Annotated in this window: 19 protein-coding genes; 1 reads left to right on the plus strand and 18 read right to left on the minus strand. The window is 32.1% G+C overall.

What is annotated here, in order from left to right; translation table 11 throughout:
* Positions 1-206: 206 nt before the first annotated feature.
* The 17 genes from QO263_RS15465 to QO263_RS15545 all read right to left on the minus strand — a co-directional run bounded on the left by QO263_RS15465 (position 207) and on the right by QO263_RS15545 (position 19,431).
* The gene (locus tag QO263_RS15465; RefSeq protein WP_285623275.1) at positions 207-1,625 is read right to left on the minus strand and encodes a L,D-transpeptidase; all 1,419 of its coding nucleotides are present in this window, start codon (positions 1,623-1,625) and stop codon (positions 207-209) included.
* 153 nt (positions 1,626-1,778) lie between these two features.
* Entirely contained in the window at positions 1,779-2,660 is an 882-nt protein-coding gene (locus QO263_RS15470) for a YitT family protein (protein ID WP_285623278.1), read from the minus strand.
* Positions 2,661-2,839: 179 nt separating this feature from the next.
* On the minus strand, positions 2,840-3,037 hold the full coding sequence (locus QO263_RS15475) for a hypothetical protein (RefSeq protein ID WP_285623280.1): 198 nt from the start codon (positions 3,035-3,037) through the stop codon (positions 2,840-2,842).
* A 200-nt stretch (positions 3,038-3,237) separates the two neighbouring features.
* Complete coding sequence (locus QO263_RS15480; RefSeq protein ID WP_285623282.1) at positions 3,238-4,590, minus strand: TldD/PmbA family protein; 1,353 nt, start codon at positions 4,588-4,590, stop codon at positions 3,238-3,240.
* A complete protein-coding gene (locus tag QO263_RS15485; RefSeq protein WP_285623285.1) occupies positions 4,590-5,981 on the minus strand; it encodes a TldD/PmbA family protein in 1,392 nt (463 codons plus the stop codon). Before QO263_RS15485 ends, QO263_RS15480 begins: the two co-directional genes overlap by 1 nt.
* A 254-nt stretch (positions 5,982-6,235) precedes the next feature.
* Positions 6,236-7,360, minus strand: a complete 1,125-nt coding sequence (locus QO263_RS15490) for an aminopeptidase (RefSeq protein WP_285623287.1) — start codon at positions 7,358-7,360, stop codon at positions 6,236-6,238.
* A gap of 194 nt (positions 7,361-7,554) precedes the next feature.
* The gene (locus QO263_RS15495; RefSeq protein ID WP_352168919.1) at positions 7,555-7,947 is read right to left on the minus strand and encodes a DUF2500 domain-containing protein; all 393 of its coding nucleotides are present in this window, start codon (positions 7,945-7,947) and stop codon (positions 7,555-7,557) included.
* Positions 7,948-7,968: 21 nt separating this feature from the next.
* The gene (locus tag QO263_RS15500; protein WP_285623289.1) at positions 7,969-8,706 is read right to left on the minus strand and encodes a metallophosphoesterase family protein; all 738 of its coding nucleotides are present in this window, start codon (positions 8,704-8,706) and stop codon (positions 7,969-7,971) included.
* Positions 8,707-8,850: 144 nt separating this feature from the next.
* Positions 8,851-9,438: a hypothetical protein gene (locus QO263_RS15505; RefSeq protein WP_285623292.1), complete on the minus strand. Its 588-nt coding sequence runs from the start codon at positions 9,436-9,438 to the stop codon at positions 8,851-8,853.
* Positions 9,439-9,514: 76 nt separating this feature from the next.
* On the minus strand, positions 9,515-10,192 hold the full coding sequence (locus QO263_RS15510) for a HesA/MoeB/ThiF family protein (RefSeq protein ID WP_285623293.1): 678 nt from the start codon (positions 10,190-10,192) through the stop codon (positions 9,515-9,517).
* 33 nt (positions 10,193-10,225) lie between these two features.
* Positions 10,226-10,777, minus strand: a complete 552-nt coding sequence (locus QO263_RS15515; protein WP_285623295.1) for a class IV adenylate cyclase — start codon at positions 10,775-10,777, stop codon at positions 10,226-10,228.
* A 267-nt stretch (positions 10,778-11,044) separates the two neighbouring features.
* A complete protein-coding gene (gene ptsP, locus QO263_RS15520) occupies positions 11,045-12,754 on the minus strand; it encodes a phosphoenolpyruvate--protein phosphotransferase (protein WP_285623297.1) in 1,710 nt (569 codons plus the stop codon).
* Between the two features lie 11 nt (positions 12,755-12,765).
* Positions 12,766-13,029 carry an HPr family phosphocarrier protein gene (locus tag QO263_RS15525; RefSeq protein WP_285623299.1) on the minus strand — a complete coding sequence of 88 codons (264 nt, stop codon included), beginning with the start codon at positions 13,027-13,029 and terminating at the stop codon, positions 12,766-12,768.
* Between the two features lie 13 nt (positions 13,030-13,042).
* Positions 13,043-14,611: a BglG family transcription antiterminator gene (locus QO263_RS15530; RefSeq protein WP_285623301.1), complete on the minus strand. Its 1,569-nt coding sequence runs from the start codon at positions 14,609-14,611 to the stop codon at positions 13,043-13,045.
* Positions 14,612-14,820: 209 nt separating this feature from the next.
* On the minus strand, positions 14,821-15,513 hold the full coding sequence (locus QO263_RS15535) for a metallophosphoesterase (protein WP_285623304.1): 693 nt from the start codon (positions 15,511-15,513) through the stop codon (positions 14,821-14,823).
* Positions 15,514-15,610: 97 nt separating this feature from the next.
* On the minus strand, positions 15,611-18,331 hold the full coding sequence (locus QO263_RS15540; protein WP_285623308.1) for an ATP-binding protein: 2,721 nt from the start codon (positions 18,329-18,331) through the stop codon (positions 15,611-15,613).
* Positions 18,328-19,431, minus strand: a complete 1,104-nt coding sequence (locus tag QO263_RS15545; protein WP_285623310.1) for a metallophosphoesterase family protein — start codon at positions 19,429-19,431, stop codon at positions 18,328-18,330. The genes QO263_RS15540 and QO263_RS15545 overlap by 4 nt, the downstream gene beginning before the upstream one ends.
* A gap of 316 nt (positions 19,432-19,747) precedes the next feature.
* Here QO263_RS15545 and rimO point away from each other — a divergent pair, with 316 nt between their 5' ends.
* Positions 19,748-21,055, plus strand: a complete 1,308-nt coding sequence (gene rimO, locus QO263_RS15550) for a 30S ribosomal protein S12 methylthiotransferase RimO (protein ID WP_285623312.1) — start codon at positions 19,748-19,750, stop codon at positions 21,053-21,055.
* An 87-nt stretch (positions 21,056-21,142) separates the two neighbouring features.
* Here rimO and QO263_RS15555 read toward each other — a convergent pair whose 3' ends face one another.
* Positions 21,143-23,302 (minus strand): bacteriocin-associated integral membrane family protein, encoded by a 2,160-nt coding sequence (locus tag QO263_RS15555; protein WP_285623314.1) that lies wholly within the window; start codon positions 23,300-23,302, stop codon positions 21,143-21,145.
* Positions 23,303-23,309: the final 7 nt, after the last annotated feature.

The raw sequence follows: 23,309 nt of genomic DNA on the forward strand, positions 1-23,309 counted from the left end.
CACATATATTTATATATGCTATACTTTTTATGAATATTTTTTATTATTTTATGATTTTAGTATTTAAACACGTCATTTTAAATATGTAGTATGTCACATATAATTTCGTTAAATTTCTTAAATCATATTTCCTATATAGTTCTTTAATAACACAAGCTTTTACCTTAGAAAAAAAGTCCTCTTACTTAAAGAAGACTTTTTTGCATTTAATCAATTACAATTACGGCAGTATCATTTAAATCTGCCCAATCATATACGAACTTAGCATGACTAGTATAGTTTCTCACACATTTTGCTGATCTAGGGACAGTTCCTATGGTCAATAGATACTCCTTAATCCCAGGATCAATATTTTCTCCATCCTTCTTTATATAATCAACAGGAACTCCATGTACATACGCTCCAGCTGAAAATCTTGTTCCATAAGGTGCATATCCTCCTATTTCTCCTGTTTTATGGTCTAGATAAAAGAACCTATCTCTTTTTTGCAGTACTTTGAAGCTGCCAGTCGGAGTCTCGTATTTGTTCTCCTCAGGTACTCCTGTTGTTGCAAGTGTATATGAAATCATGGTCCATTTGCCATTTATTTTTTCGAATAAGGCTTCATTCTGATTTACTTTGTCTACTATTATAGCCTTATCCAATCTATCTAAATTATCGTCAAAGGATATGAACTGCTTAGGTATCCAGTAGTCTCCATCATATACTAGATTTCTGACCAAAAAATATTCTTTTGCTTCATCAAGAATGAAGACTATCATTCCATCAGGAAAATATCTAAATTCATTTTTATTTTCAAGGTCATAATAAGCTGGTGCACTTTGATAAGCTTGAATTCCAAACTCGTCAACTGCTTTTCCGTCCTTTAAAGGTGGAGAACCATTTTTGTCTTTATAGTTAGATATATATCCATATTTTTGCTGTGCCAAAGAATATTCCAATTTCTTTAGCTCCTCAGACATGCTGTCAAATCTAAATCTTCTAGGCACTCCTGCATCATTTGTTACATACCCATAGGTAGTCTTTCCACCTTCCAGCCAAGACAGCAAATACCATACTTGTGTATTATCAAGATTACTTGAATTATCTATATTGGCTCTGCCTTCAAGCTTTACCTTAGAATACTGTGTTGCCTTTCCTAAAACAGTAGAATCTAGTGAAGGACTTTCTTGAATATTGACATTATCAGATGTAATCAATAGATAGTCATAAGGAATATCATAGTTATGATATCTTATATCTACATCTATATCCTCTGGTATTTGAGTCACATACATTTGTGCTGTGCTAATTGCGTTCATATTGTTAGCAAAGCCATCTGTATTAGCTCTATTAGAACTATTAGTTATACTGTTTTGCTGAAATGAAATATCTTTTTTCTCTCCAGTATTACTTAAATAGGATTTCGTAATTTCTCTATCCTCATTGATATCAATATAATTTATATCCGTTTCATAATCGTCTTTATCTACAATTTTTTCTCCGCCGATACCTCCTTCTTCAGTATTAATATCAGGGCCGATTTGGGTTTGATTATTTGGCTTTTCTGCTCTATTTAGCCCTCTTATACCACATGATGTAAGTGCTAATACTAGAACTAGCAAAATAAAAAAATATTTCTTCATATACTAAATACACCTCCAGTGTATTTAGTTTAACCAAAAACATTAAAAAAAGTATAAGAAAGATTCTTATGAAAATCTTTCTTATACTTTTAAGATACCTTCACTTCATTTAATATTGCATTAGTATATTTATACACTCATTATAGTGTTTGATCATATTCCCACGTTTTGAAAGCTACTGCCTTTTACTTCTACTACATCATTTATGGTCAAAAATGCACTTGGATCTATTTCCTCAACTAGATTTTTTAGCTTAACTACTTCGCTTGACGTAATTATACAGTATATTACCTTTTTGTTTTCCTTTGTATATCCACCCATACCTTCTAAAAATGTGACTCCTCTATGGAGTTTTTGAATTATAGAATCTGCTAATTCTTGAGATTTATCAGATACTATTACAATATTCTTTTTTACATTAAATCCTGTTTGAACCTTATCTAATATTTTATAGCCTAAATACAGTGAAATTAATGTATACATGGCAGATTTATAACCAAATAATAAGGATGAAAGCGAAATAATAACAGTATTTACTGTCATAAGCCCTGTGCTGATATTTAAGTTATACTTTTTCTTAAGGATTGCAGCAATAATATCTAGTCCACCCTGACAGGTTCTGTTTCTAAACATAAGCCCCATACCTAATCCATTTAGAACTGCACCAAAAACAGCGCTAAGCAGTACATCATCTATGATGAAATACTCACTTACACCATTTGTAATAGTTAAAAAGAAGGAAAAAATAAACATTGATATAAATGCATATGATACGAACTCCTTATCTACCATTTGAGCACCTATAACAATTATAGGTAGATTCATAAAAAATACAGATATTCCTGTGGGTATACCTGTTAGATACTGTATTATTATGCCCAAGCCTCCTACGCCACCACTTAGAAGCTTACTTGGTATAAAAAATACATTAAATGCTAATGCACACAACAAATCTCCTAATAATATAAAAAATAATTTTTTTATAATCTTAGTTATATTTTTTGAATTATTAATTTTTGGATATTGAATAGTCATTTTATTTTTTATTCTCCTTATGTTAGTACTTTTGTAGGTTCATTTTATTCATTTATAGATGGTAGGAATGATATTGTATACTGTAACATTATACCACAAAAAACAGCTATTAATACTGAAATAAAAAAACAGGTCTCAACTTTTTGAAGCCTGTTTTTTATATAAAATTATATCAGCTTTTAGCAAGGAAAGCATCTGTTAAATATTATGATTAATATTAGAAAAAAGAAAAGTAAACTTTCATCCAAACCATCAAACAAAGGACAATTGCAGAATATTAGCACTAGTATTAGAAAGAAAAACAGTAAGCCCTCATTAATTTCATGCTCAATTGATTCTGTTTGCACTGGCATATTGCTGCTGATTTCTAATGACATAAAATCCTCCCCTTTTATATAAAAATATTGATTATTGGGTCAAAACTATGTAACCCATGGCTATATTACATATTATTCCCAACTTAAAAAATTGTTACTTTTTTAAATTGGCCAGAAGCTTACCAGTACTATAATCTCCCTAACTAATAAAAGAAACGAGTTCAGCTTGAACTCGTTTCTTTTATTAGTAAATATTCTATTTATTTTCCTGCAACAGCTAGACTATTTATTTTGAGAGATGGTGAGCCTATATAGCCAAAGCCAGGAAAACCAAATTTCAAGTCATTTCCGACTGAATCTATGTTCTTAAGTACTTCATATAGATTACCTGCTATTGTAATTTGATTTACAGGTCTGCTTATTTTACCTTTTTCTATTAAATATCCATATGCAGAAAGTGAAAAATCTCCTGATACAGCATTTAATCCAGAGTGAAGTCCCTGCACATCGATTATCATAATACCCTTTTCAGTACTTTCAATCATATCATCTACGCTGGTGCTTCCATTTTCAATATACATATTTGTAGGTGATATGGAAACTGGTGACTTGTATGAACCTTTGCTGGCATTTCCAGTAGATTCAACACCATCCTTTTTAGCTGTTTTAGAGTTGTGAAGGTATGTCTTTAATACTCCCTTATCTATGACCTTCTTATATTTAGTAGCTACTCCTTCACCGTCAAAGGAAGCTGAGACTACTCCATCCTTTAAAAATGGATCATCTACTATTGTTATCAATTCTTTTGCAATTTGCTCATTAAGCTTTCCTTTTAATAGAGATAAATCTTTTTGTACATTTTCAGCTATAAAAACTGACGAAAATGCTTGCAATACACTTGCTGCCACATCATTTCTAAGTATAATAGGGTATTCTCCTGATTCTATGCTTTCTGCTTTTAGCATCGATATAGCTTCATCTACTGCGCCTTTTGCTAATTCCTCTGCATTAAACTTTGAGAAATCATTGCTTATAATATATTTTTCTCCAGTTTTTATATCGTCCCCGTCTTTGACTACGACAGACACATATGTTTCAGCTATATTAGACTTATTTTCTAGATTTAGCCCCTTAGTATTGGCTAGTACGCTATAGCTTGTGGATTCATCATATAAGCAGTAGTTAACAGAAGTTACTCGTTTGTCTGCTTCATAAGCTGCTTTTTCGAGGGCTTTTGCAAACTCAATCTTTTGCTCTGAGGTTACATTTTCAAGCTCACTATTATATGTATTTACTTCTTTATATTCCTTAGAGCCTGCAAATATTTCTTCTTCATCATCACTATCTACAGTTACAGCATTTCCCATAGCTTCTTTTATAAGCATATCTATTGAGGATTCATCTACCTTCTCTGTGTATGAGTAGCCCATTTTTCCATTATATACTCCTCTAAAGGATAGGCCTACCTCATCTGATATGCTGTATTTATCTATTTCTCCCTCAAATATTCTTGTGTCAAACTGCTTATTTCCTTGGATGTATACTTCCATATCCCCTAAGCCTAATTCTTTTCCTTTATTAAATATCTTTTCTATTAATTCTCTATTCGCCATTACTGACCACCCTTTCTTCCACCTACTGTTATTGACTTAACTCTTATAGTAGGTTGCCCTACATCTGTAGGTATAGAGCCACTTAGTGACCCGCACATACCCTGACCAAAACCAAGATTGTTGCCTACCATATCTATTTCTTTAAGCACTTCAAGCCCTGTACCTATTAGTGTGGCACCTCTTACAGGCTCTGCTATCTTTCCATTCCTAATAATATATCCTTCACTTACTGCAAAGTTAAAGTCTCCAGTAGCAGGATTAACAGAACCACCACCCATGTATTTTGCATATAGACCATATTCAGTATTAGCTATGATTTCTTCTTTAGTTGAGCTTCCATTTGCTATATAGGTATTAGTCATTCTCGATGTTGGAGCATATTTGTATGATTGTCTTCTGCTGGAGCCTGTGGATGGCATTCCCATCTTTAGACCATTTAGCTTATCAATCATATAACCCTTTAATACACCATTTTCAATCAAAACATTTTTCTTAGTCTTTGTTCCTTCATCGTCAATGTTCTGTGAACCCCATGCATTTGGTATAGTACCATCATCTACGGCTGTAACAACGTCTGATGCTACCTTTTCCCCTAATTTTCCTGCAAATACTGATGTCCCCTTAGCAACAGATGTGGCTTCTAATCCATGACCACATGCTTCGTGGAAAATAACTCCACCAAACTCATTGTCTATAACTACAGGCATTTTTCCGCTTGGACATAGGTCTGCATATACCATTGCTTTTGCAATTCTAGCTGCTTCCTTAGCATAATCCTCTATGTTGATCTTGTCATAGAATTCAAAGCCCATATGTGCTCCGGGCCCATAAGAACCTGATTGCATTTCACCATTTGCAGATGCAACTGCTGAAATTGCAGTTCTAGTTCTTGTTCTCTTATCCTCTACATATAGTCCTTCAGAGTTAGCAATAAGTACATTTTGCTCATTATCAAGATATCTAACTGTAACCTGGGATATGACCTCATCAAAATTCTTAGCTGCATTGTAAGCTCTCTTTATTAGCTCGACTTTTTGTGATTTTTCTATATTGCTTGGAATCACTTTTATTGGATGAATATTTTCTATTTCTGTTTTAGTGAAATCTAAAACTTGATTAATACTGCTGCCTTTTATAGCTGCAGCTGCTTCTTTAGCAACTTTAATTAGATTTTCTCTAGTTGAATCATTTGTATACGCATATATACTATTTAAACCATAGAATATCCTTATGCCTACACCATAATCTCTTCCTGATATGCCGCTCTCTATCTTTCCTCCAACTAGTAAAAGTCCAGTGTTAAATCTGTCCTCTACAAAGATTTCTGCAAAATCTCCTCCCGTTGAAAGAGCAGCTGTTAAAACATCTTCAATAATTGGCCTGCTTAACATTTATTAACCCCCTTAAATCTACTGTACATTTGTAATACATGTATTTATATGTTTATTTCGATACTCGAATGATTTTTCCTTCTTTTTAAAAGATTAAATTTTTTGACAAAAAACAAATCCTTCTCTATGGTTCAAGGTGACAGAAAAAGCTAGACTTAGCCTAGTCTCACCTTTCTAACAATAGTGAAGGATATAAAAGTCATGTATTAATTTATTGTAAGAAATTTAATTTGCTTTTATTATCATGCTAAAATCTATATTCCCTTTTCTATCACATCAAATAAAAACTTGCCATTTTCATAGAAAAGCTCACCATCAGCGTAAATCTTTCCTCCATCTCTCATGTCGCAAAGCATATCCCAATGAATTGTAGACTCATTTTTCGCACCTGTACTTGGATAGGCAGCACCTACTGCAGCATGTACTGTTCCTCCAATTTTCTCGTCAAAAAGCATGTTTCTAGTAAATTGTTGAATTCCATAGTTAGTGCCTATAGCTATTTCACCCAATGTTCTTGAGCCTGAATCAGTATCTAGCAAAGCAAGTAAAAGGTCTTCTCCCTTTGCAGCTTCTGCCTTGACAACCTTACCCTTTTCAAATGTAAGCCTTATGTCTTCTATTTCTTTTCCTGCATATATTCCAGGAAAGCTAAATCTAATATGTCCTTCTACTGAATCTTCAACTGGACCTGTAAATACCTCACCATCCGGGAAATTAACTTTTCCATCACAGTTGATCCACTTTCTACCCTCAATACTCATCCTCAAATCTGTATCCTTAGATACTATACGAAGATCCTTCTTTGTGTCTAAGTACTTAACCACTTTCTCTTGTTCCTCAGAAATTCTCTTCCACTCTGCTGTTGGATCTTCCTTGTCAATCAATCCTGCTTTAAATACAAAGTCTTCATATTCTTCAAGAGACATATTTCCCTCTTGTGCATCTGAATGTGTAGGGAATTGGGTTAGACACCATCTATATTCTCCATTGGCTTCACGTTTATTCCTGATATCTACTATTTCTTTTAATCCTCTTCTTCTTGCAACTATTCTTTGTGGGTCAACTCCTGCTAATTCCTTTGTATTTACTCCACCAAGCAAATGTATTGTTGCATCATATTTTTCTGCTATTGTTCTGTTAAGAGGTGAAACAAACTGAAGCTGCTCATCGCTTCCTTCTTTTAATAATATTTCTGAAACACCTTCAATATTAGCTGCAATTTCAGGATAAGCACCAGCCCTTAGAGCTTCTCTATAAAGCTCCATTAGCAAAGGTCCTGTCGCTACACCACCTGTAATTTGCAGATATTCTCCTTTTTTGATATTTAGTGAATAATTAATTATTAAATGTGCTAGTTTTTGCAATCTAATATCTCTCATTCCTATGACCTCCTTATTAATTTTTCCTAATAATAAATTCGCCACTACTTTGAAATGACCAAAAATGAATTTTCTGCTACATCAAAATTAAAACGATTTTATCATTAATAGGAAAAATATTCTATATGTTTTTGTTTATTCCTTTAGAATTTGTAAAACAATTATTAAGTTTTATTAATAAATACGGTGTATTTCTATCTCAATCTCTCAAATCCTAAATATCTTGTACCTTGGAATTTCAGTTTTCCTCTGTCTCTTTCAGTCATTAGTCCATATTCATTGCCAGGCACTTCAAGCTCTATCCTATCTCCACTTTCAACCTGAAAGGTTATAAAATATGAGGTAGAACTGTGATGGTGGGCATGACCGTCATTATTATGGTGATGATGTGAAACATCTATTCTTTTAGAAGCTATTTCTACATCTACATTAAGAACTGGCTGAGCATTGTTATAATTCCATTGTTTGATTCCCTTAAAAATGCCTATAATAAACATTGAAATGACTACAACAAAGCCAATCACTATCATTATTGGGACAAATGAAAACATAAAATCATCAAAGGGATTGAACATAAAGCCTCCCATATAATGCACCTTCCTTAATTTTTATTTTCTTCCTCTATATCTCCCTGTTCTTAACTCATTAATGTATGAATCTATTTCTGGCATATTGGATTCTTTTGCTAATTTTACTGCTAATTCTACATCGTAAGGTACTCTTACAAAATTAATTTGAAAGCCCTTATTATCTCTTCCACTATATTCTCCTTCAAGAATTACATAGGAAGCCAATGTTATATCTAATGGATTACCTACACTGCCGACATTAAATATGACTTTATTATCAAAATATCTAATATATGCCCCATGGATATCTCCATATCCAATAATATCAGGCCTTTGCTCTCCGAAGGTATTTCCTGTGTTTTCTGTATTGTCAAACATTCCAAGGAGCTTTTCCGAAGGGCTGTGACTATGTACCCTATGGAATACACCTTGAGGTGATGCATGAAATAGTCTTGTCAATCTCCCACTAATATAAAAGTCCACTGAAAAGGGTAATTTGCTAATATAGTCTAATCTTTCTTCCCCTAGCTTTTCTCTAGCCCATACCACCATTTCATAATCATTTTCTTTGGATATCATCATATCCCAGTTTCCCATAAGCACTTCAGTGCACTCTGCTCTAACAATATCTACTGCTTCAGCAGGATTCGGTCCCTTACCTGCTAAGTCTCCTAAGCATATAATCCTTTCAATTTTCTTCTCTCTAATATCATCTAGAACTGCTCTTAATGCAGGAATATTTCCGTGAATATCTGAAATAACTGCTACCTTGTCCAAGACAAACCCTCCTATAGCATCCCCGAATAAGTCTGGAGCTACTTGTATTATCTTTAGTTCCTATTTTATTATTTATTCCACATACGCTCTTGGAAATCCTTCTAAATCTATGTAAATGTAATGATAAATTTAAAAAGCCTCTGCTTAATAATAAGGCTTAAATTCATCGTCAGAGGCTTTCATTATATCAACTATTTTTTCAATTTTCTTCAACTGGACTTTGCCTTTACTTGGCATTAGTGGTTCTATGGATTTTGCCAGTTTCATCATAGATGTGAGTTTATCTAAGCTTTGAGTAGATACAGCTTGAGAATATTCTTCAAGATTTTCCTTCGCTTTTAATATGTTTTGCTTTGTCTCTATGACACCTTCTGCTAATTGCCTGTTACTATCATCTAAATAAGTAGATAGCTTAGATAATATCTTTTCTTTTCTATCTAGCATTGGTAAATCTTGATTTAATGCTTTAACATTGTCAGTATAATCACTTTTTATTATTCTGTTGACTCTATTAAGTATTTCAAAAATATCTTGTACCTTACCTAAAATATACTGGTCTTCCTCTAAAAAATAGGGACTTATTTCTTTAAGCAGCTTAATTTTATCCTGGTAGCTTCTACTGAAGCTTTTCCCTTCCTTAAGGCTTCCCCCTTTTTCAATCAGGGCAAAAACCAAAATTGGTAAGGCTACTATAGCTAAATTCTGCAAGCTTTTGAGTTTACTTTCTTCCATACTATAACCACCTTATACTTTAACATCATTAATTTATTTTATGCCTATAAAATATAAAGGTGATTGATATTAGTAGTTATAGATTTATTATCTCATATTCTTGATTTAAAGTATTAATTAGGAGTACTCTTCTTCTTAGTAAGTCTCCTCTGTTTATTAGGAGCTTCAGTGCCTCGCTTACTTCTATGGATGCTACTAGAGCAGGCGTGAAGGAAGGATTGCCCAGTTCTGCTTCCAAACCTTTTTTATCATTATTGGAATATAATAAATCTAAAGTCCTATCACCTGGGAAAACAGTTGTTACCTGCCCATACCAGCCTGCTATGGCACCATGTACAAGGGGTATACTAAGTGCCTCTGCTTGTCTCTGAATAAGCAATCTAGTATGTATACTATCTAGTGCATCAACTATGACATCATGGCCTTTTAATATTTCTAAGCCATTTTCTTCAGTTAATCTTTCATTGACAGCTTTTATTTTAACTAATGGATTAATATTATTAACTCTTTCTTTAGCTACTAGAGCCTTTGGTTTTCCTAATGAGCTCATATCTGATAAGATTTGTCTATTTAAATTTGTCTCTTCAAATACATCTCCATCTATTACAGTTAGGCTTCCAATCCCTAATCTTGCAAGCATTTCAATTATATATCCACCTAATCCTCCACATCCAACTACACAAACCTTGAATTTGTTAAGACTGCTGTTTTCTTCAGGTGACAGCATGTTCATGTTTCTAGAGTACCTATTCATCATTATCCCCTCAATTCTAGTTAACATGTAATTTTACATTCCCTCTAGTCCAAGCTCTGCTCTGAGCTCTCTTAGGGATTTTGTAGTTATATTGTCATCATCTAGCTCTAAAAGCGCTGCCGCTCTTTTTATATCTTCTTTATTTACCACTTCTATCTCCAGATAAGGATATGGATAAGTAGATTGATCCCAAGTATCCATATCAAATCTCATATCCTCATATATATATGAAATTCTTTCCTTAGTACCTTCATGGATTACTCTAAAATTCAAATGCTCCAATATACTATTAAGTGCCTTTTTATCTGTAACCATTGTTTCTATTTCCAGATTTTCTCTAGCTATTTCACTGGATACATTCTTTTTTAATGTAAAAAAAATATCTACCTCACCAGTAACTAAATCTCTAGTTTCTCTTACTCTTAAATATCCGTCACCTAGTCTTTCAATAAGCTTATCCTCCGAATCATATAAAGTGTTAATTTGATATTCCTTGCTTAATAGCTTTGCACCTAGCTTCTCAAGTCTTTGTTCAATGTCCTTTTTATCGATACCTAATACTTTTACTTCTAATTCCTTTGCCATTTTGTTCTCCTTCCAATATGTATTATTCAAATAAAAATTGTCAATTATAAAACCAGAGGTGAAATTCATATGCTATATATATTATTTGCTTTACTAATCCTATTCTATATGTTTTTTGTAATTATTAAAATACATAAGAAAAAAATTGATAGACTAATACATTTTCTCAACTATGTCGATTATACTGATTTGAAAGCTAAGCTAATTGAGGATAATGAAAAAGACAGGTAAAAGTATTGGATTTCCTTTTCCTGTCCTTTATATAATCTAATTTAAGCTAATTTTTTTAACAATAAAATCCTTTACTTCCTCTGCAGTCGGTAGTTTAAGCATCTCTTCAATAATATCCTCCATATCACTCTTAATGAGATTATTCACTATCCATCTAGCTCTTAGCATAGATGATGCGCTCATACTAAATTCATCTAGTCCCATTCCCACAAGAACTGGAATTAGCTGCGGGTTTCCTGCTACTTCTCCACACATCCCAACCCATATTCCCTCTTTGTGTCCATTATCTATCACTGTTTTTATCAGTCTTAAAAGTGCAGGATGAAACTCATTATATAAATAGGCTATTTTTCCATTGCCTCTATCTACTGCAGTTGTATATTGTATCAAATCATTCGTTCCTATGCTGAAGAAATCTACTTCCTTTGCAAACAAATCAGACATCACTGCCGCTGCAGGTATCTCTATCATTATGCCTACTTCAATATTTTCATTAAACTCAATATTTTCATTTCTTAACTCAATTTTTACATTATCTAATATGCTCTTAGCTTGCCTTAATTCTTCAATAGCTGATATCATAGGAAACATTATTTTAATATTTCCAAAAGCACTTGCCCTAAGCAATGCTTTAAGCTGAGTTCTAAAAATATCTGTTCTGTCTAAACAAAGCCTTATGGCTCTATATCCTAAAAAAGGATTCATTTCCTTAGGAAGCTGAAGATATGGCAGCTCTTTATCTCCACCTATATCTAAAGTTCTAATAACCACTGGTTTGCCTTCCAGCCTCACAGCCACTTCCTTATATGCTTCAAACTGCTCATCTTCTGTAGGTAATTTTTCTCTATCCATGTACAAGAATTCAGTTCTGTAAAGTCCTACTCCTTCACCGTCATTATTTAGCACTCCATCAACATCCTTTGGTGTGCCTATATTTGCAGATATTTCAACTTTAAAATTATCTTTAGTAATACTATCCTTCCCTCTTACTTCTTCAAGCTTTTCCTTAAATCCAATAAAGGCTTCTTTTTTTCTTTCATATTCTGCAATTACTTTTTCCTCAGGATTAACTATTACAGTTCCAGTATCGCCATCTAATATTACGTAATCTCCATCTGAAATAAGCTCTAAAGCTTTTTCTAAGCCAACTACAGCAGGGATTTCCATTGTTCTAGCCATAATTGCTGAATGAGCCGTTTTCCCACCTATTTCAGTTATGAAGCCAATGACTTTATTTCTATCCATTTGAGCCGTGTCTGAAGGTGTTAAATCTTCAGCCACAATTATTACTTCTCCAGATAAATTGCTTAAATCCGTTTCTTCTACATCTAATACTATTCTTATGAGTCTCCCTGTTACATCTTTTATATCTGCAGCTCTCTCCTTCATGTATTCATCTTCCATAGCCTCAAACATATCAACGAAAAATTTAGTGACCTCGGAAATTGCCCATTCTGTATTTACGCTTTCTTCTTTTATCTTATTTTCTATCTGCCCAAAAAATTCTGGATCTTCTAGTATCATTCTATGAGCCCTAAATATACCTGCTTCTGCTTTACCGATTGTACTAAAGGCATGCTGATACAATGCTTCTATTTGTTCCTTCCCCTTTTCTCTTGCAGCCTCAAGTTTTGAGATTTCCTTTTCAGGCTCAGCAATAAATTTTTTTTCAATTTTTATTACTGGTTCTTTTTTTACTAAAGCTTTTCCCATTCCAATCCCAGATGACACACCTATCCCTATCACTAAAAGACCTCCTATTCCCCAAAATTACTCTCAACCAATGCCTTTAATGCTTCAACAGCTTCTTTCTCATCTTCTCCCTCAGCCTTGATTGTTAATTTTGTCCCCTTGACTGCACCCATACTTAATATTCCCATTATACTTTTTGCATTATATTCTTTTTCATCTTTGATAACTACAACGTGAGACTTAAACTTCGATGATATTAAAACAAATTGACTTGCAGGTCTCGCGTGAAGACCAGTTTCATTTTTTAATATTACATCTGCACTATACATTTCTATTTCCCCCTTATTTTTTACTAGACTCCCTTAAAGCATCTATATTATTAATAATAGCTTTTATTTCATCAATATCCCTGTCTGACACAAGAGGTCTTACTCTGACAACAGGCTTTTTGCTTTCTAATATAGGGACTGTAGTGATTACAAAATCATAGCTTTTTTCATCCTTGTTTTTATATTCCTGAATATTAGTAATATCCACTATTTCTATATCATTAAATGCTCTCTTCAATCTGATAGCAACCAAGTGAGCAGTGCCTATACCGCTTCCGCACACAATTAAAGCTCTTACGCTATGCCTATTTCTTTCTAGGGCAGCACCTATATGTATTGCTATATATCCTATTTCTTCTTCATTAACCTTTACATCAAAATGCTTTTCAAATAATATGCTTGTTGCCCAAGAGGCACCAAAAACACTAGGATAATTTTTCTTAATGTCTTCTAACAATGGGTTCCTTATGCTATGACCATATTTAAGTCTGTATATTGTAGGTTGAAGATGTAACGAGAGACCCACTAATAATTTTTCATCATTACTAAAGTCTACTGATAAAACATTACCTGCCAAATTAATTATTTCATTTGCTAGAATAATAATTTCTGGTTCAATGTTATCTAAAATCTTGTCATTATCTTCATCAAGTCTTTGCCTTATCTTGGAGCCTATAATATGTGTAGAAACATATGCAACTTCACTTTCTGGTATGCTGATACAAAGCTCATCCTCAAGTTTTTTACAAATCCATCTGGATAAAGCATATTTCTTGTGTTTCTTAAGATTTTCAAGTATATTATTCTCCATTTGAACTGACATGTTCGTCACAATTCTATTTATGCTTATTGCTATATGAACTGCTAAGCTATTAAAGGATTCGTCAGTAAATAAGAAAAACATTTTATTCTCAGCCTTATTTAGTATATCTTCAATCACAGGTATATCTACATCAGGCAATAGCTCCTTCAATATGGCTTGGCTTTCGTAAGTAATCCTAGAATTAAAATGCAGTGTGTTAGTACTTGATATAGTCCCTGATTCTTGACTATCATTATTTAATATAGCTAATAAATCTGACATTGCTTTTCTATACTTTATCTCATTACCTCTAATCTCCATGCCTTTGCCTTGCTTCCTCACAAGCTTTAAATCATATTTCTCTAGAAGCCTCTCTATTTCTTTTAAATCTTTATGTATAGTCACACGGCTGATAAATAGCTCCTCTGCCAGCTGCTTTGCTGTAATGACACCATTTGCCTTAAGTAGCCTTTTTGTAATATAAAGTCTCCTTTTCTCTACTGAAAAGGGCTGTATATATTTAGTATTGGCAGCAAACAAATCATCAAGAAAACATTTTCCCTTGGAGCTTATTTCAATCCATATACCTACTCTTGGTTTTTTAATTATTTTACCTATATTGTTTTTTTCCATAAACTCATCTATAGTCTTTAAATCATTTCTGACTGTTTTATTTGATACATTTAGTATATGTGCAATTTCATCTATAATGATAGGGCCTTCGCTATTGATAAGTATTTCAATTATTTCACGACATCTCTCATTTGGAACACTATTCATTTTCTTAACACCTCTATCACAAATAATAATGTGGTAAGGATTTACGATCAACTTTGTTAATAATATAATACCACAATATTTTTTGGTTGTCGGTTCTATTTTGTTACTCATTAATGTGGTAAAAGTATACAATCAATATCTCTTCGAGGACATAATAATAGGAATACAAAACGGTCATTTTCAAGATGAACGTGTATTCCTATTATTTTTTAACCTATTATTTTTTTAGGTATGAAATTAAGATAATCACTAGATATACAATGAAAATCAATTCCTTCTATACTTCCTTCAACAGCAAGTCTATGGCCTTCTCCATGAAGATGTCCATATACGCATTTTGTCACATTATATTTTTTCATAACCTCTACAAATTCATTCGGTGCTTTATCTTCTGTATTAAAGGGTGGATAATGAATCATAACTATTTTATCTAATGTACTATCCTTAATGAAGGAAAGAGATATATTAAGTCTATTTATTTCTCGTGCAAATATTTTCTCGTCATGCGAATCAAACTCATCACTATCCTTTGCTGCCCATCCCCTTGCACCGCATATGACAGTAGAGTTATATATATAGCTATCATTATGTAGGAAATGAATAGTTTTTAAATCAAGTCCTTCAAGCTTTGATTTTGTAGACCACCAATAATCGTGGTTTCCTCTACTTATGACTTTCTGTCCAGGGAGTTCATCTATTTTCTTTAAATCAATATATGCTTCCGAAAGTCTTAATGCCCAAGAGATATCACCAGCAATTAGAACTATATCATCCTCTAGTATGATATCCTTCCAATTATTAAATATTTTTTCTTGATGAGCTATCCATTTGTCGCCAAAAATATCCATAGGCTTATCTCCTGTTGAATCTAAGTGAAGATCTGCTATTCCGTATACAGCCACAATGTCACCCCCTATATTTAAGTTAAAGTTAATGCTTAGCATTAACTCTTAAATCACTATTTTTACAGGTTTCTCTAGTTAATGCAGTACATTAAGCTTATTGTAGATTAACTAAATTAAACTTCACGCCTTTATTTTTAAGTACTTCTTTTTCCCTAGTATGACATGTAAACAAGATTATCTGTCTCTTTAAGCTTTCATTAGATAGAAATTCTAGAATATTTTCAAGTCTATCAAAATCATACTGCACAAAGCAGTCATCTAAGATCAGTGGCAAATTATTTTCTTCCTTAATTATATCAATGATTCCAAATCTCATTGCAAAATACAGCTGATCTATAGTACCTCCACTTAATTTTTCAACATCAACTATTCTATTATTGCTAGGGTCAACAACCTTTATATCTAGGTTTTCAGTTATTTTTATATCAGTGTACTTGCCAACAGTCACTTTCTTGATGATTTTTTCAATCCTGCTATTAAGTCCGGGAGCAAAGTCTCTTTGAATATTTCTAGATATTTTATCAATAGTAGCTCTAGCTAGCTCCAGTGAAGATAGAGTTCTTTCAAATTCATCTTTAATATTGTTTTTTCTTATTATCTCCTCTTCTATCTGTACTAGCTCGGCTGTTGTCGAGCTTAGAATTCTGATCTTTTCTTCAAATCTTGTAAGCTCGTTTTTTGTTTCTAATATTTTATCATTTATTTCTTTTAATTTAACTAGTAATTTTTCTTTATCAAGCTCTTTGATATCTTCCTCTATTGTTTCAGTAAAATCCTCAGACTTTTTCTTTAAAAATTCTATGTTATTATCTCCAAGAATATTATTAAGCAAACTCTTCTGACTTTCTAATAGTTGAATAGACCTCTCATAGCTTCTCTTTTTCTCCAAGCCTTCTTTAAAAGAATCAATGCTGTTTACGTTGTTCTTCTTATACAGCATAATTAAGTTATTACCTAAGTTTTTTTGCTTACAATCGATGTCCTTTACATCTTTTAATAAATCATTGATTTCATTAAATATTTCCATTTCATGTCTTTTTTGCTCTAAGTATCCATAATATCTGCTTTTTAGTTTTCTAATATTGTCCATAGAAACTACGTCTTCTTTTATTAAATTTAGATATCTCTTAATTTTATCTTCAAGCATTTGTATTTCTTCAATTAGACTGTTTTTCTTATTCTTAAGTTCCAGCACCTCATTTGCTGCAAAATTTTTCTGAGCTATATCATTTGCTAGCTTTCTTAGTTCTGCCTTAGATTTACAACCACATGAAAAGAGTATATCTAGCATATCCTTTTCTAGTTCTTCGACTTTACTCTTTCTTTGTCTTTCTTTTTCTTCAATGTCAATTATTTGCGCTTTTAATGAATCAATATAGATATTTAACTCCTTTGATGAAAAAAAAGTATATATTAAAAGTATAAGCGGGATAGCTGATACAAAATACAATGCTTTAGATATGATAAATCCAAGGGCTACACTTAATAAAGCTCCAAGTGTAGAAAGGATTTTTATAAGCTCTATTTTCTTAAGACTTTTTGATTTCTCGTCCAATCTAGTATTCAGAAACATTATATTATTATGCTCATTGCTATATGACAAGCTATTTTTCTGTTCTTCTAGCTCCTCATATCTATAGAGCTTTTCATTTACATTTTTATTATTAATATCCGCATTACCAGCAGACTTGCCAGCTATTTTATCATATATTACTTCTAAATCCTGTTTTTTCTGATCCATAATGTTAAAATAGGCTATTAATTGTTCAATTTCTTCACTTTCAATTCCTTCAAAATAGCTGCATTGATCTATTATGGCTTTGATCTTTTTATGCCTTGTTTGGAACTTGCTTTGCTTTTCCTTTAACTCTCCTTTATTTTCATTTAAAGTTCTAATTTCCTGCTGATATTTAATTGACTCAGTATAGTCATCATTACTTAACACTGAAAATTCCTTAAGCTCTTCTACTTGTTTTTTTAATGCATTAATTTCCTCTGAAAGCCTTAAGCATTCATTATATTTTTCTCTTGCTTGAAATACTTCAAGCAAATTAATCTTACCTTGAATTTCAGCCTTTTTTTCATTTAGCTCTCTTATTTTGTCTGATAGGGAATTAGACGCTTCCTGATATTCCTTTACCTCTAATGAAATAGCTTGAGCTTTTTTTCTCTCATTTTGTAACTGCTCTATTTCTTCAACTATTTTGCCATAAGGAGATGTCTTAGTCCTTTTTTCAGTTCCTATATCATTTATCTTCTCATCAAATTTTTCTAATACTTTCTTAATAGAAATATCCTCGTCAAGGCTTCCCCCTAGATTAATTAGACTATCCTTAACTTCTTTTGACAACGCATCCTCAGCCTTACTTTTTAGCTGACTAATTGATATTGTGTTATTAAATACAATGCTGTTTAACCCCATATGAATTGACATAGGCTGATGAAGTCTAGTCACATTATCGTACTCAAAGAAATGACTTATATCCTCGCCAGTCTTATCATCAATTATTTTAACTTCATCACTACCCTTTAGGAAGTTTCTTTCTATTCTGTACACATCATTTCCAGCTATATATTTTAGAACCCCACTGTAATCAGTGTGATCCCATGGTAAAAACCTATCATAATCATCAGAATATATTTTTCTTTTTATATAGGGCTTAAAAAAGCCAAAAAACATTCCCTCTATAAATTTATGAATTGTGGTTTTACCTGCTTCATTATCTCCATATACAATATTGAATCCATCTTCCAGAGTAATAGATTTGCCTTTAAACTTCCCAAAGGAAGTCAATAAAAGCTCTCTTACAATCATTTTTTCACCTTCTCGCTTAGTAATACTTCTAGTCCGTAGTATAGTGCATTCCTTACTATTTCATTGTCCAATCCTTGTTTCTCCATTTCTTTTATAAAAAGTCCAATAATATTATTCGAATTTTCTTTATAAATTTTATCTAAATCATAATCTGGAGTAGTTTTATCTATTACATCTAAATAGTAAAATTCGTTAAGTAAATATTCTTTTATATCCCTTGTATTTAAATCAATATAACTATCCCTAGTTCCCGTAATTATTGTTCTATACAGATTCTTTGCTCTTTTTTCTTTACTATCAAGTAGCTTTATTGCATCTATTATTTCATTATAGCCCATATTCTCATTTATAGCGATTTCTTTAATTATAAATTCTCTTTTAGAAAATGGTTTAAAAGACATTTTAGTTTCATCTACTGAAATTGTACCTTCTATAATGCCATGACTACCTGTCTCTCCGAAGTCAAGGGGTTCGGGACTGCCGCAATAGCTGATATTATCATTGATGAACTGAGGCTTATGGATGTGACCTAAAGCAATATAGTTAAATCCACTATTCATTAATGCATTTTTACTGATTGGAAGGTACTCAGAATCTTTACTTAAAGCATCTCCATGAGCAAGAAGAATATTGATTTTACTAGTGTCTTCTACTTTAATCTCATCTAATATATTATCTCTTTCTAATTTCTTATCCCAGCTAAGACCCCATATTACCACATTTATATCATTAAATTCAATTCTGGTTATGGAATTGGGCTCGAAAATATGGACATTATCCCCCCATTTAATCAATTTATATAAGGACCTTTTTCCAAGGGTATCATGATTTCCTGCTGATATGACTACTTTTGTGTCCATAATCTCTCTAAATTTAGAATCTATTCTCTTAACGTCTGCAACTGAACAGTATTCATCCTCAAATAAATCTCCTGCTATTAAAAGAATTTGTGCTTTTATTTCCTTACATCTATCTATTATTCTATTAAAAGTTTCCCACAGCTCAAGTCTTCTTGTATTGGCCTGATTTTTATCAAAGCTTGCACTTTTAAATTCCATTCCAAGATGAACATCTCCTGTGTGAATACATCTTATATCCATATACTACACCTCCGCTTGTAGAACATATATTCGATGTCGACAGATAAAAATCCTCTTAATTTTTAAAAAAATCACGTAAAATCAAAGTGGTATAGCATTTATTTTTATGATAAAATAATTAATATTAGAAATCATATCTCAAAAAAATAAGATTAATTTAACTGGATGTGCTAGTCAATATAAAATTTCATTGATCTAAACTCGAAAATTTTGTCAGCAAAGCAAATTCAACCCGAAACAAGCTTACAAGCTCTAATTTCGTAGCATAACAATTGTATTAACCAGCACAGCAGATTAATTTAGAAAGGAAATAAATATGAATGTAGGATTTATCTCATTAGGTTGTAGTAAAAATTTAGTAGTCACAGAGGGGATAATCGGATTATTTAATAGTCATAATTTTAATATAGTAAATGATGCACAGGAGGCAGATATAATAGTAATAAATACTTGTGGATTTATAGAATCTGCAAAGCAAGAAGCTATAAATACAATATTTGAAATGGCAGAACTAAAGAAGAATAGATGCAAATACTTAATCGTAACAGGCTGTCTTGTTCAAAGATATAAGGATGAATTAGAAAGGGAAATTCCTGAGGTCGATTTATTTTTAAGTATTAGTGATTATGATCGTATATGGAAGGAAATTGAGAATCTACTAGATTTAGAAGAAGATAAGCATGCTATATTGGATTTCAACAATAGGGTACTAACAACTGGAGAAAATATGGCATACCTCAAAATAGCAGAAGGCTGCAACAACAACTGTACCTACTGTGCTATTCCATATATTCAAGGGCCATATATATCTAGGCCTATGGAGGATATTCTAAAAGAAGCTAAAAACCTTGCAGATCAAGGAATAAAGGAGCTAGTAGTCATAGCACAGGATACTACAAAATATGGAATAGATTTATATGGCGAGTCAAAGCTTGCCCAGCTTTTAGAAGAGCTTTGCAAAATAGGAGGATTTCAATGGATTAGATTCCTATATGCCTATCCTGAAAGCATAACAGATGAATTAATTAATGTGGTAAAAAATAATCATAAGATTTGCAGCTATTTTGATATACCAATTCAACATATATCAGATTCAGTATTGAAAAGGATGAATAGAAAAAGTGACGGTGCAAGTATTAGAGGGCTAATAGATAAAATAAGAGAAGAAATACCAGATGTAATACTAAGAACTACATTGATAGTAGGATTCCCTGGGGAAACAGAGCAGGATTTTAATGAATTATACGAATTTGTAAAAGAAACAAAATTTGATAAATTAGGAGTGTTTACTTACTCAAAAGAAGATAACACCCCAGCAGCAAAGCTAGAAGAGCAAGTACATCATTCTATTAAAAAAAGTAGATTTAATAAAATAATGAAACTTCAAGAGCAAATTTCAAAGGATAAACTAAATGAAAAAATAGGCAATGTCTATCAGGTATTGATAGAATCATTAACCTCTGATAATGAATACTATGTGGGCAGAACATACATGGATGTACCAGATATGGACGGAGTAGTATTTGTTAAAAATAATGGTGAAGGAAATCTAATCAACAAATTTGTATACTGCAAAATTCGTGAAGCAATAGAATACGATTTGATTGCTGAAATAGAGAATTAGGAGAATCCGTAATTTTAAGGGACAGGTAGAGCAATAATTATAAAAGCATAGGAGCCAAGGTTTGCTCCTCTTGGCTCCCTTTTATATCTACAAAGCTACTTTCATTCTTCTATAATAGAATAGCATAATTCCGCCACATATAATATCTATAGTCAATGCATACACTGATGCTAGGAATATATTTTTGGAGTATGTGGAATATAATATAGCTACAGGAACTATAAATGAAAGTAGCAATTCTATTAGCAAGTCTGCATTTGCTAAAACATTTGAGTATCCATTCACTTTAAGAATAGATAACTTCTTTCTTTTACTACGGTAGTATAGTGCTAAAACTGAGAAATTCATAGCGATAATTACTCCAGTTGCAGGTAGCAATGATAAAATTGGTGTCAAAACTCCTTGCCTTGCACCGTTTTTAAGTCTTTGTACTCTTTCTTCTGCTGGAAGAAGAATATAGCCTCTTTTCGGATCTATCTCCTCAAGCTTTAGTTTGGCTTCTTCCATATTCTCAAATCCTATTAAATAACAATGTTGAATTATGGACTTATCAAACCTAAAGGCATTATCTGAGTACAATTCAAAGAATGGTGTTGTCTGATATCCTTCCATTTCAGATAATCCATATACAATAAATGGATAATCTTTAAAATCTTGATTATCTTGTATTATAACAAACTTCATAGGATTTCCATTTGTATAAAAATATTTCTCTTCAATGATATTTTCATCATAAATCGATTTTGGCAACAATATATACACAATATCTCCTGATAGATCTAAGTCTACTGCCTTTCCATCCTGCCCTATGATTGGATGCTTCTTTAAATAATTCCCATCAACAGTAAAACCATTGTATTCTCTCTGCGAAGCATCCCAAATACCTTCCTTCGTTTCGCTTCCTTCGTTCTTTTCTTTCTTTTCATCTTCTTTGAATGCTCTAGTAAGTAATGCTGTAGACCTTCTTTGAAAAATCATTTGACCTGTTTTCGACAGCTGATTGTATATATGTACGTGTTCATCATATACTTCATCTGTTTCCCCTGGCTCGATGTATTTTGCTATATCATATCCATCAAACCTAGTTTCCATCGTATTTGCATATATATCCAATACTCCATTATACTCTTCCCCCACTTTTTTTATCTCAAAATAATAAGGAATCGATGTTGTAAGACTCTTGAGACCAATTGAAAACATTGGTATCAACATTACCGCAAAAATAATTTTCGCAAAAAAAGTAACGTTAAGCAGCATATTATTGAAATTGTAATTTTTTATAAGTTTTGGCAATCTCAAAAAACTCACTATCAAGTATACAAAAATCAATATTCCTATGAATACTGTATTTATAATAGTAAGAGCCAATAGATATTCCTTCATGAAATCAAGCACTGTTTCATTCCATTTATGGATATAAAACACAAAGCTAAGTACCGTGGCTATTACCTGCATAAGAATCGTATTTGATATAATTGGAGAAAATAGGTTCAGAGCAATTCGTCCATTAGAAAATCCATGCATTTTTTCTATTGCAATCTTTTTCATTTCATCTGAAATATTAAAAATCATAAATAAGCAAAGGAGTACTGAAGATAATACAAAAAAAACTTTAATTTGATTTCTAAATGCCTCATCATAATCAAATGAATGAGAATGCATTTCATTGATATCAGGCGATGCAAATGCAAATTCTTCAAGTATATCAGCATTGAAATCGCTCACACTCTCTTGTGAGTGGGAAAAAATTCTAATTGGGTGATATTTTTGAATAGAATCCTGCTTTAAATCAGAAAAAGGATGAATAGTCACACTTATTTTAGGATTGATTAAGTGAATATAGTAGTCTGGATTTAATTCATAATTGGTAGAGTAGAACTTTCTGTCAATTGTATTTTCTTCTTTTTCTGCTTTTCTTTTAGTAACATTTAGATTAAATAGTTCATCCATATTTTTGTCAGGATACACATAAAAAACAAAATCCTCATTATAACCATCTTTTTCAATTCTATCTGAAATTATGATTACATTATGTTTTTTGGCTAAATTCTCAAGCTTGTTAATATAAACATCATCGTCCATATCTGCGATGCTAGTGGTAAATTGTATATGAGAAGTTGCTTCCCAATCATCTAGTCCATATATATTATAAGTATCTGATACTTCTCTTTCTGAATAAATATCAAAGATGATTAAAAATAAGGAAAAGGTCATGATTATTATTAATAAAGAATAGACTTTTTTCATTTAGCGC

Source organism: Proteiniborus sp. MB09-C3 (assembly GCF_030263895.1).
Classification (GTDB): Bacteria; Bacillota; Clostridia; order Tissierellales; family Proteiniboraceae; genus Proteiniborus.

What these genes read in the sequence shown, in the direction of transcription:
- QO263_RS15465 (WP_285623275.1), bottom strand. Translation starts at nt 1,625, where the DNA reads ATGAAGAAATATTTTTTTATTTTGCTAGTTCTAGTATTAGCACTTACA.
- QO263_RS15470 (WP_285623278.1), bottom strand. Translation starts at nt 2,660, where the DNA reads ATGACTATTCAATATCCAAAAATTAATAATTCAAAAAATATAACTAAG.
- QO263_RS15475 (WP_285623280.1), bottom strand. Translation starts at nt 3,037, where the DNA reads ATGTCATTAGAAATCAGCAGCAATATGCCAGTGCAAACAGAATCAATT.
- QO263_RS15480 (WP_285623282.1), bottom strand. Translation starts at nt 4,590, where the DNA reads ATGGCGAATAGAGAATTAATAGAAAAGATATTTAATAAAGGAAAAGAA.
- QO263_RS15485 (WP_285623285.1), bottom strand. Translation starts at nt 5,981, where the DNA reads ATGTTAAGCAGGCCAATTATTGAAGATGTTTTAACAGCTGCTCTTTCA.
- QO263_RS15490 (WP_285623287.1), bottom strand. Translation starts at nt 7,360, where the DNA reads ATGAGAGATATTAGATTGCAAAAACTAGCACATTTAATAATTAATTAT.
- QO263_RS15495 (WP_352168919.1), bottom strand. Translation starts at nt 7,947, where the DNA reads ATGGGAGGCTTTATGTTCAATCCCTTTGATGATTTTATGTTTTCATTT.
- QO263_RS15505 (WP_285623292.1), bottom strand. Translation starts at nt 9,438, where the DNA reads ATGGAAGAAAGTAAACTCAAAAGCTTGCAGAATTTAGCTATAGTAGCC.
- QO263_RS15510 (WP_285623293.1), bottom strand. Translation starts at nt 10,192, where the DNA reads ATGAATAGGTACTCTAGAAACATGAACATGCTGTCACCTGAAGAAAAC.
- QO263_RS15515 (WP_285623295.1), bottom strand. Translation starts at nt 10,777, where the DNA reads ATGGCAAAGGAATTAGAAGTAAAAGTATTAGGTATCGATAAAAAGGAC.
- QO263_RS15525 (WP_285623299.1), bottom strand. Translation starts at nt 13,029, where the DNA reads ATGTATAGTGCAGATGTAATATTAAAAAATGAAACTGGTCTTCACGCG.
- QO263_RS15530 (WP_285623301.1), bottom strand. Translation starts at nt 14,611, where the DNA reads ATGAATAGTGTTCCAAATGAGAGATGTCGTGAAATAATTGAAATACTT.
- QO263_RS15540 (WP_285623308.1), bottom strand. Translation starts at nt 18,331, where the DNA reads ATGATTGTAAGAGAGCTTTTATTGACTTCCTTTGGGAAGTTTAAAGGC.
- QO263_RS15545 (WP_285623310.1), bottom strand. Translation starts at nt 19,431, where the DNA reads ATGGATATAAGATGTATTCACACAGGAGATGTTCATCTTGGAATGGAA.
- rimO (WP_285623312.1), top strand. Translation starts at nt 19,748, where the DNA reads ATGAATGTAGGATTTATCTCATTAGGTTGTAGTAAAAATTTAGTAGTC.
- QO263_RS15555 (WP_285623314.1), bottom strand. Translation starts at nt 23,302, where the DNA reads ATGAAAAAAGTCTATTCTTTATTAATAATAATCATGACCTTTTCCTTA.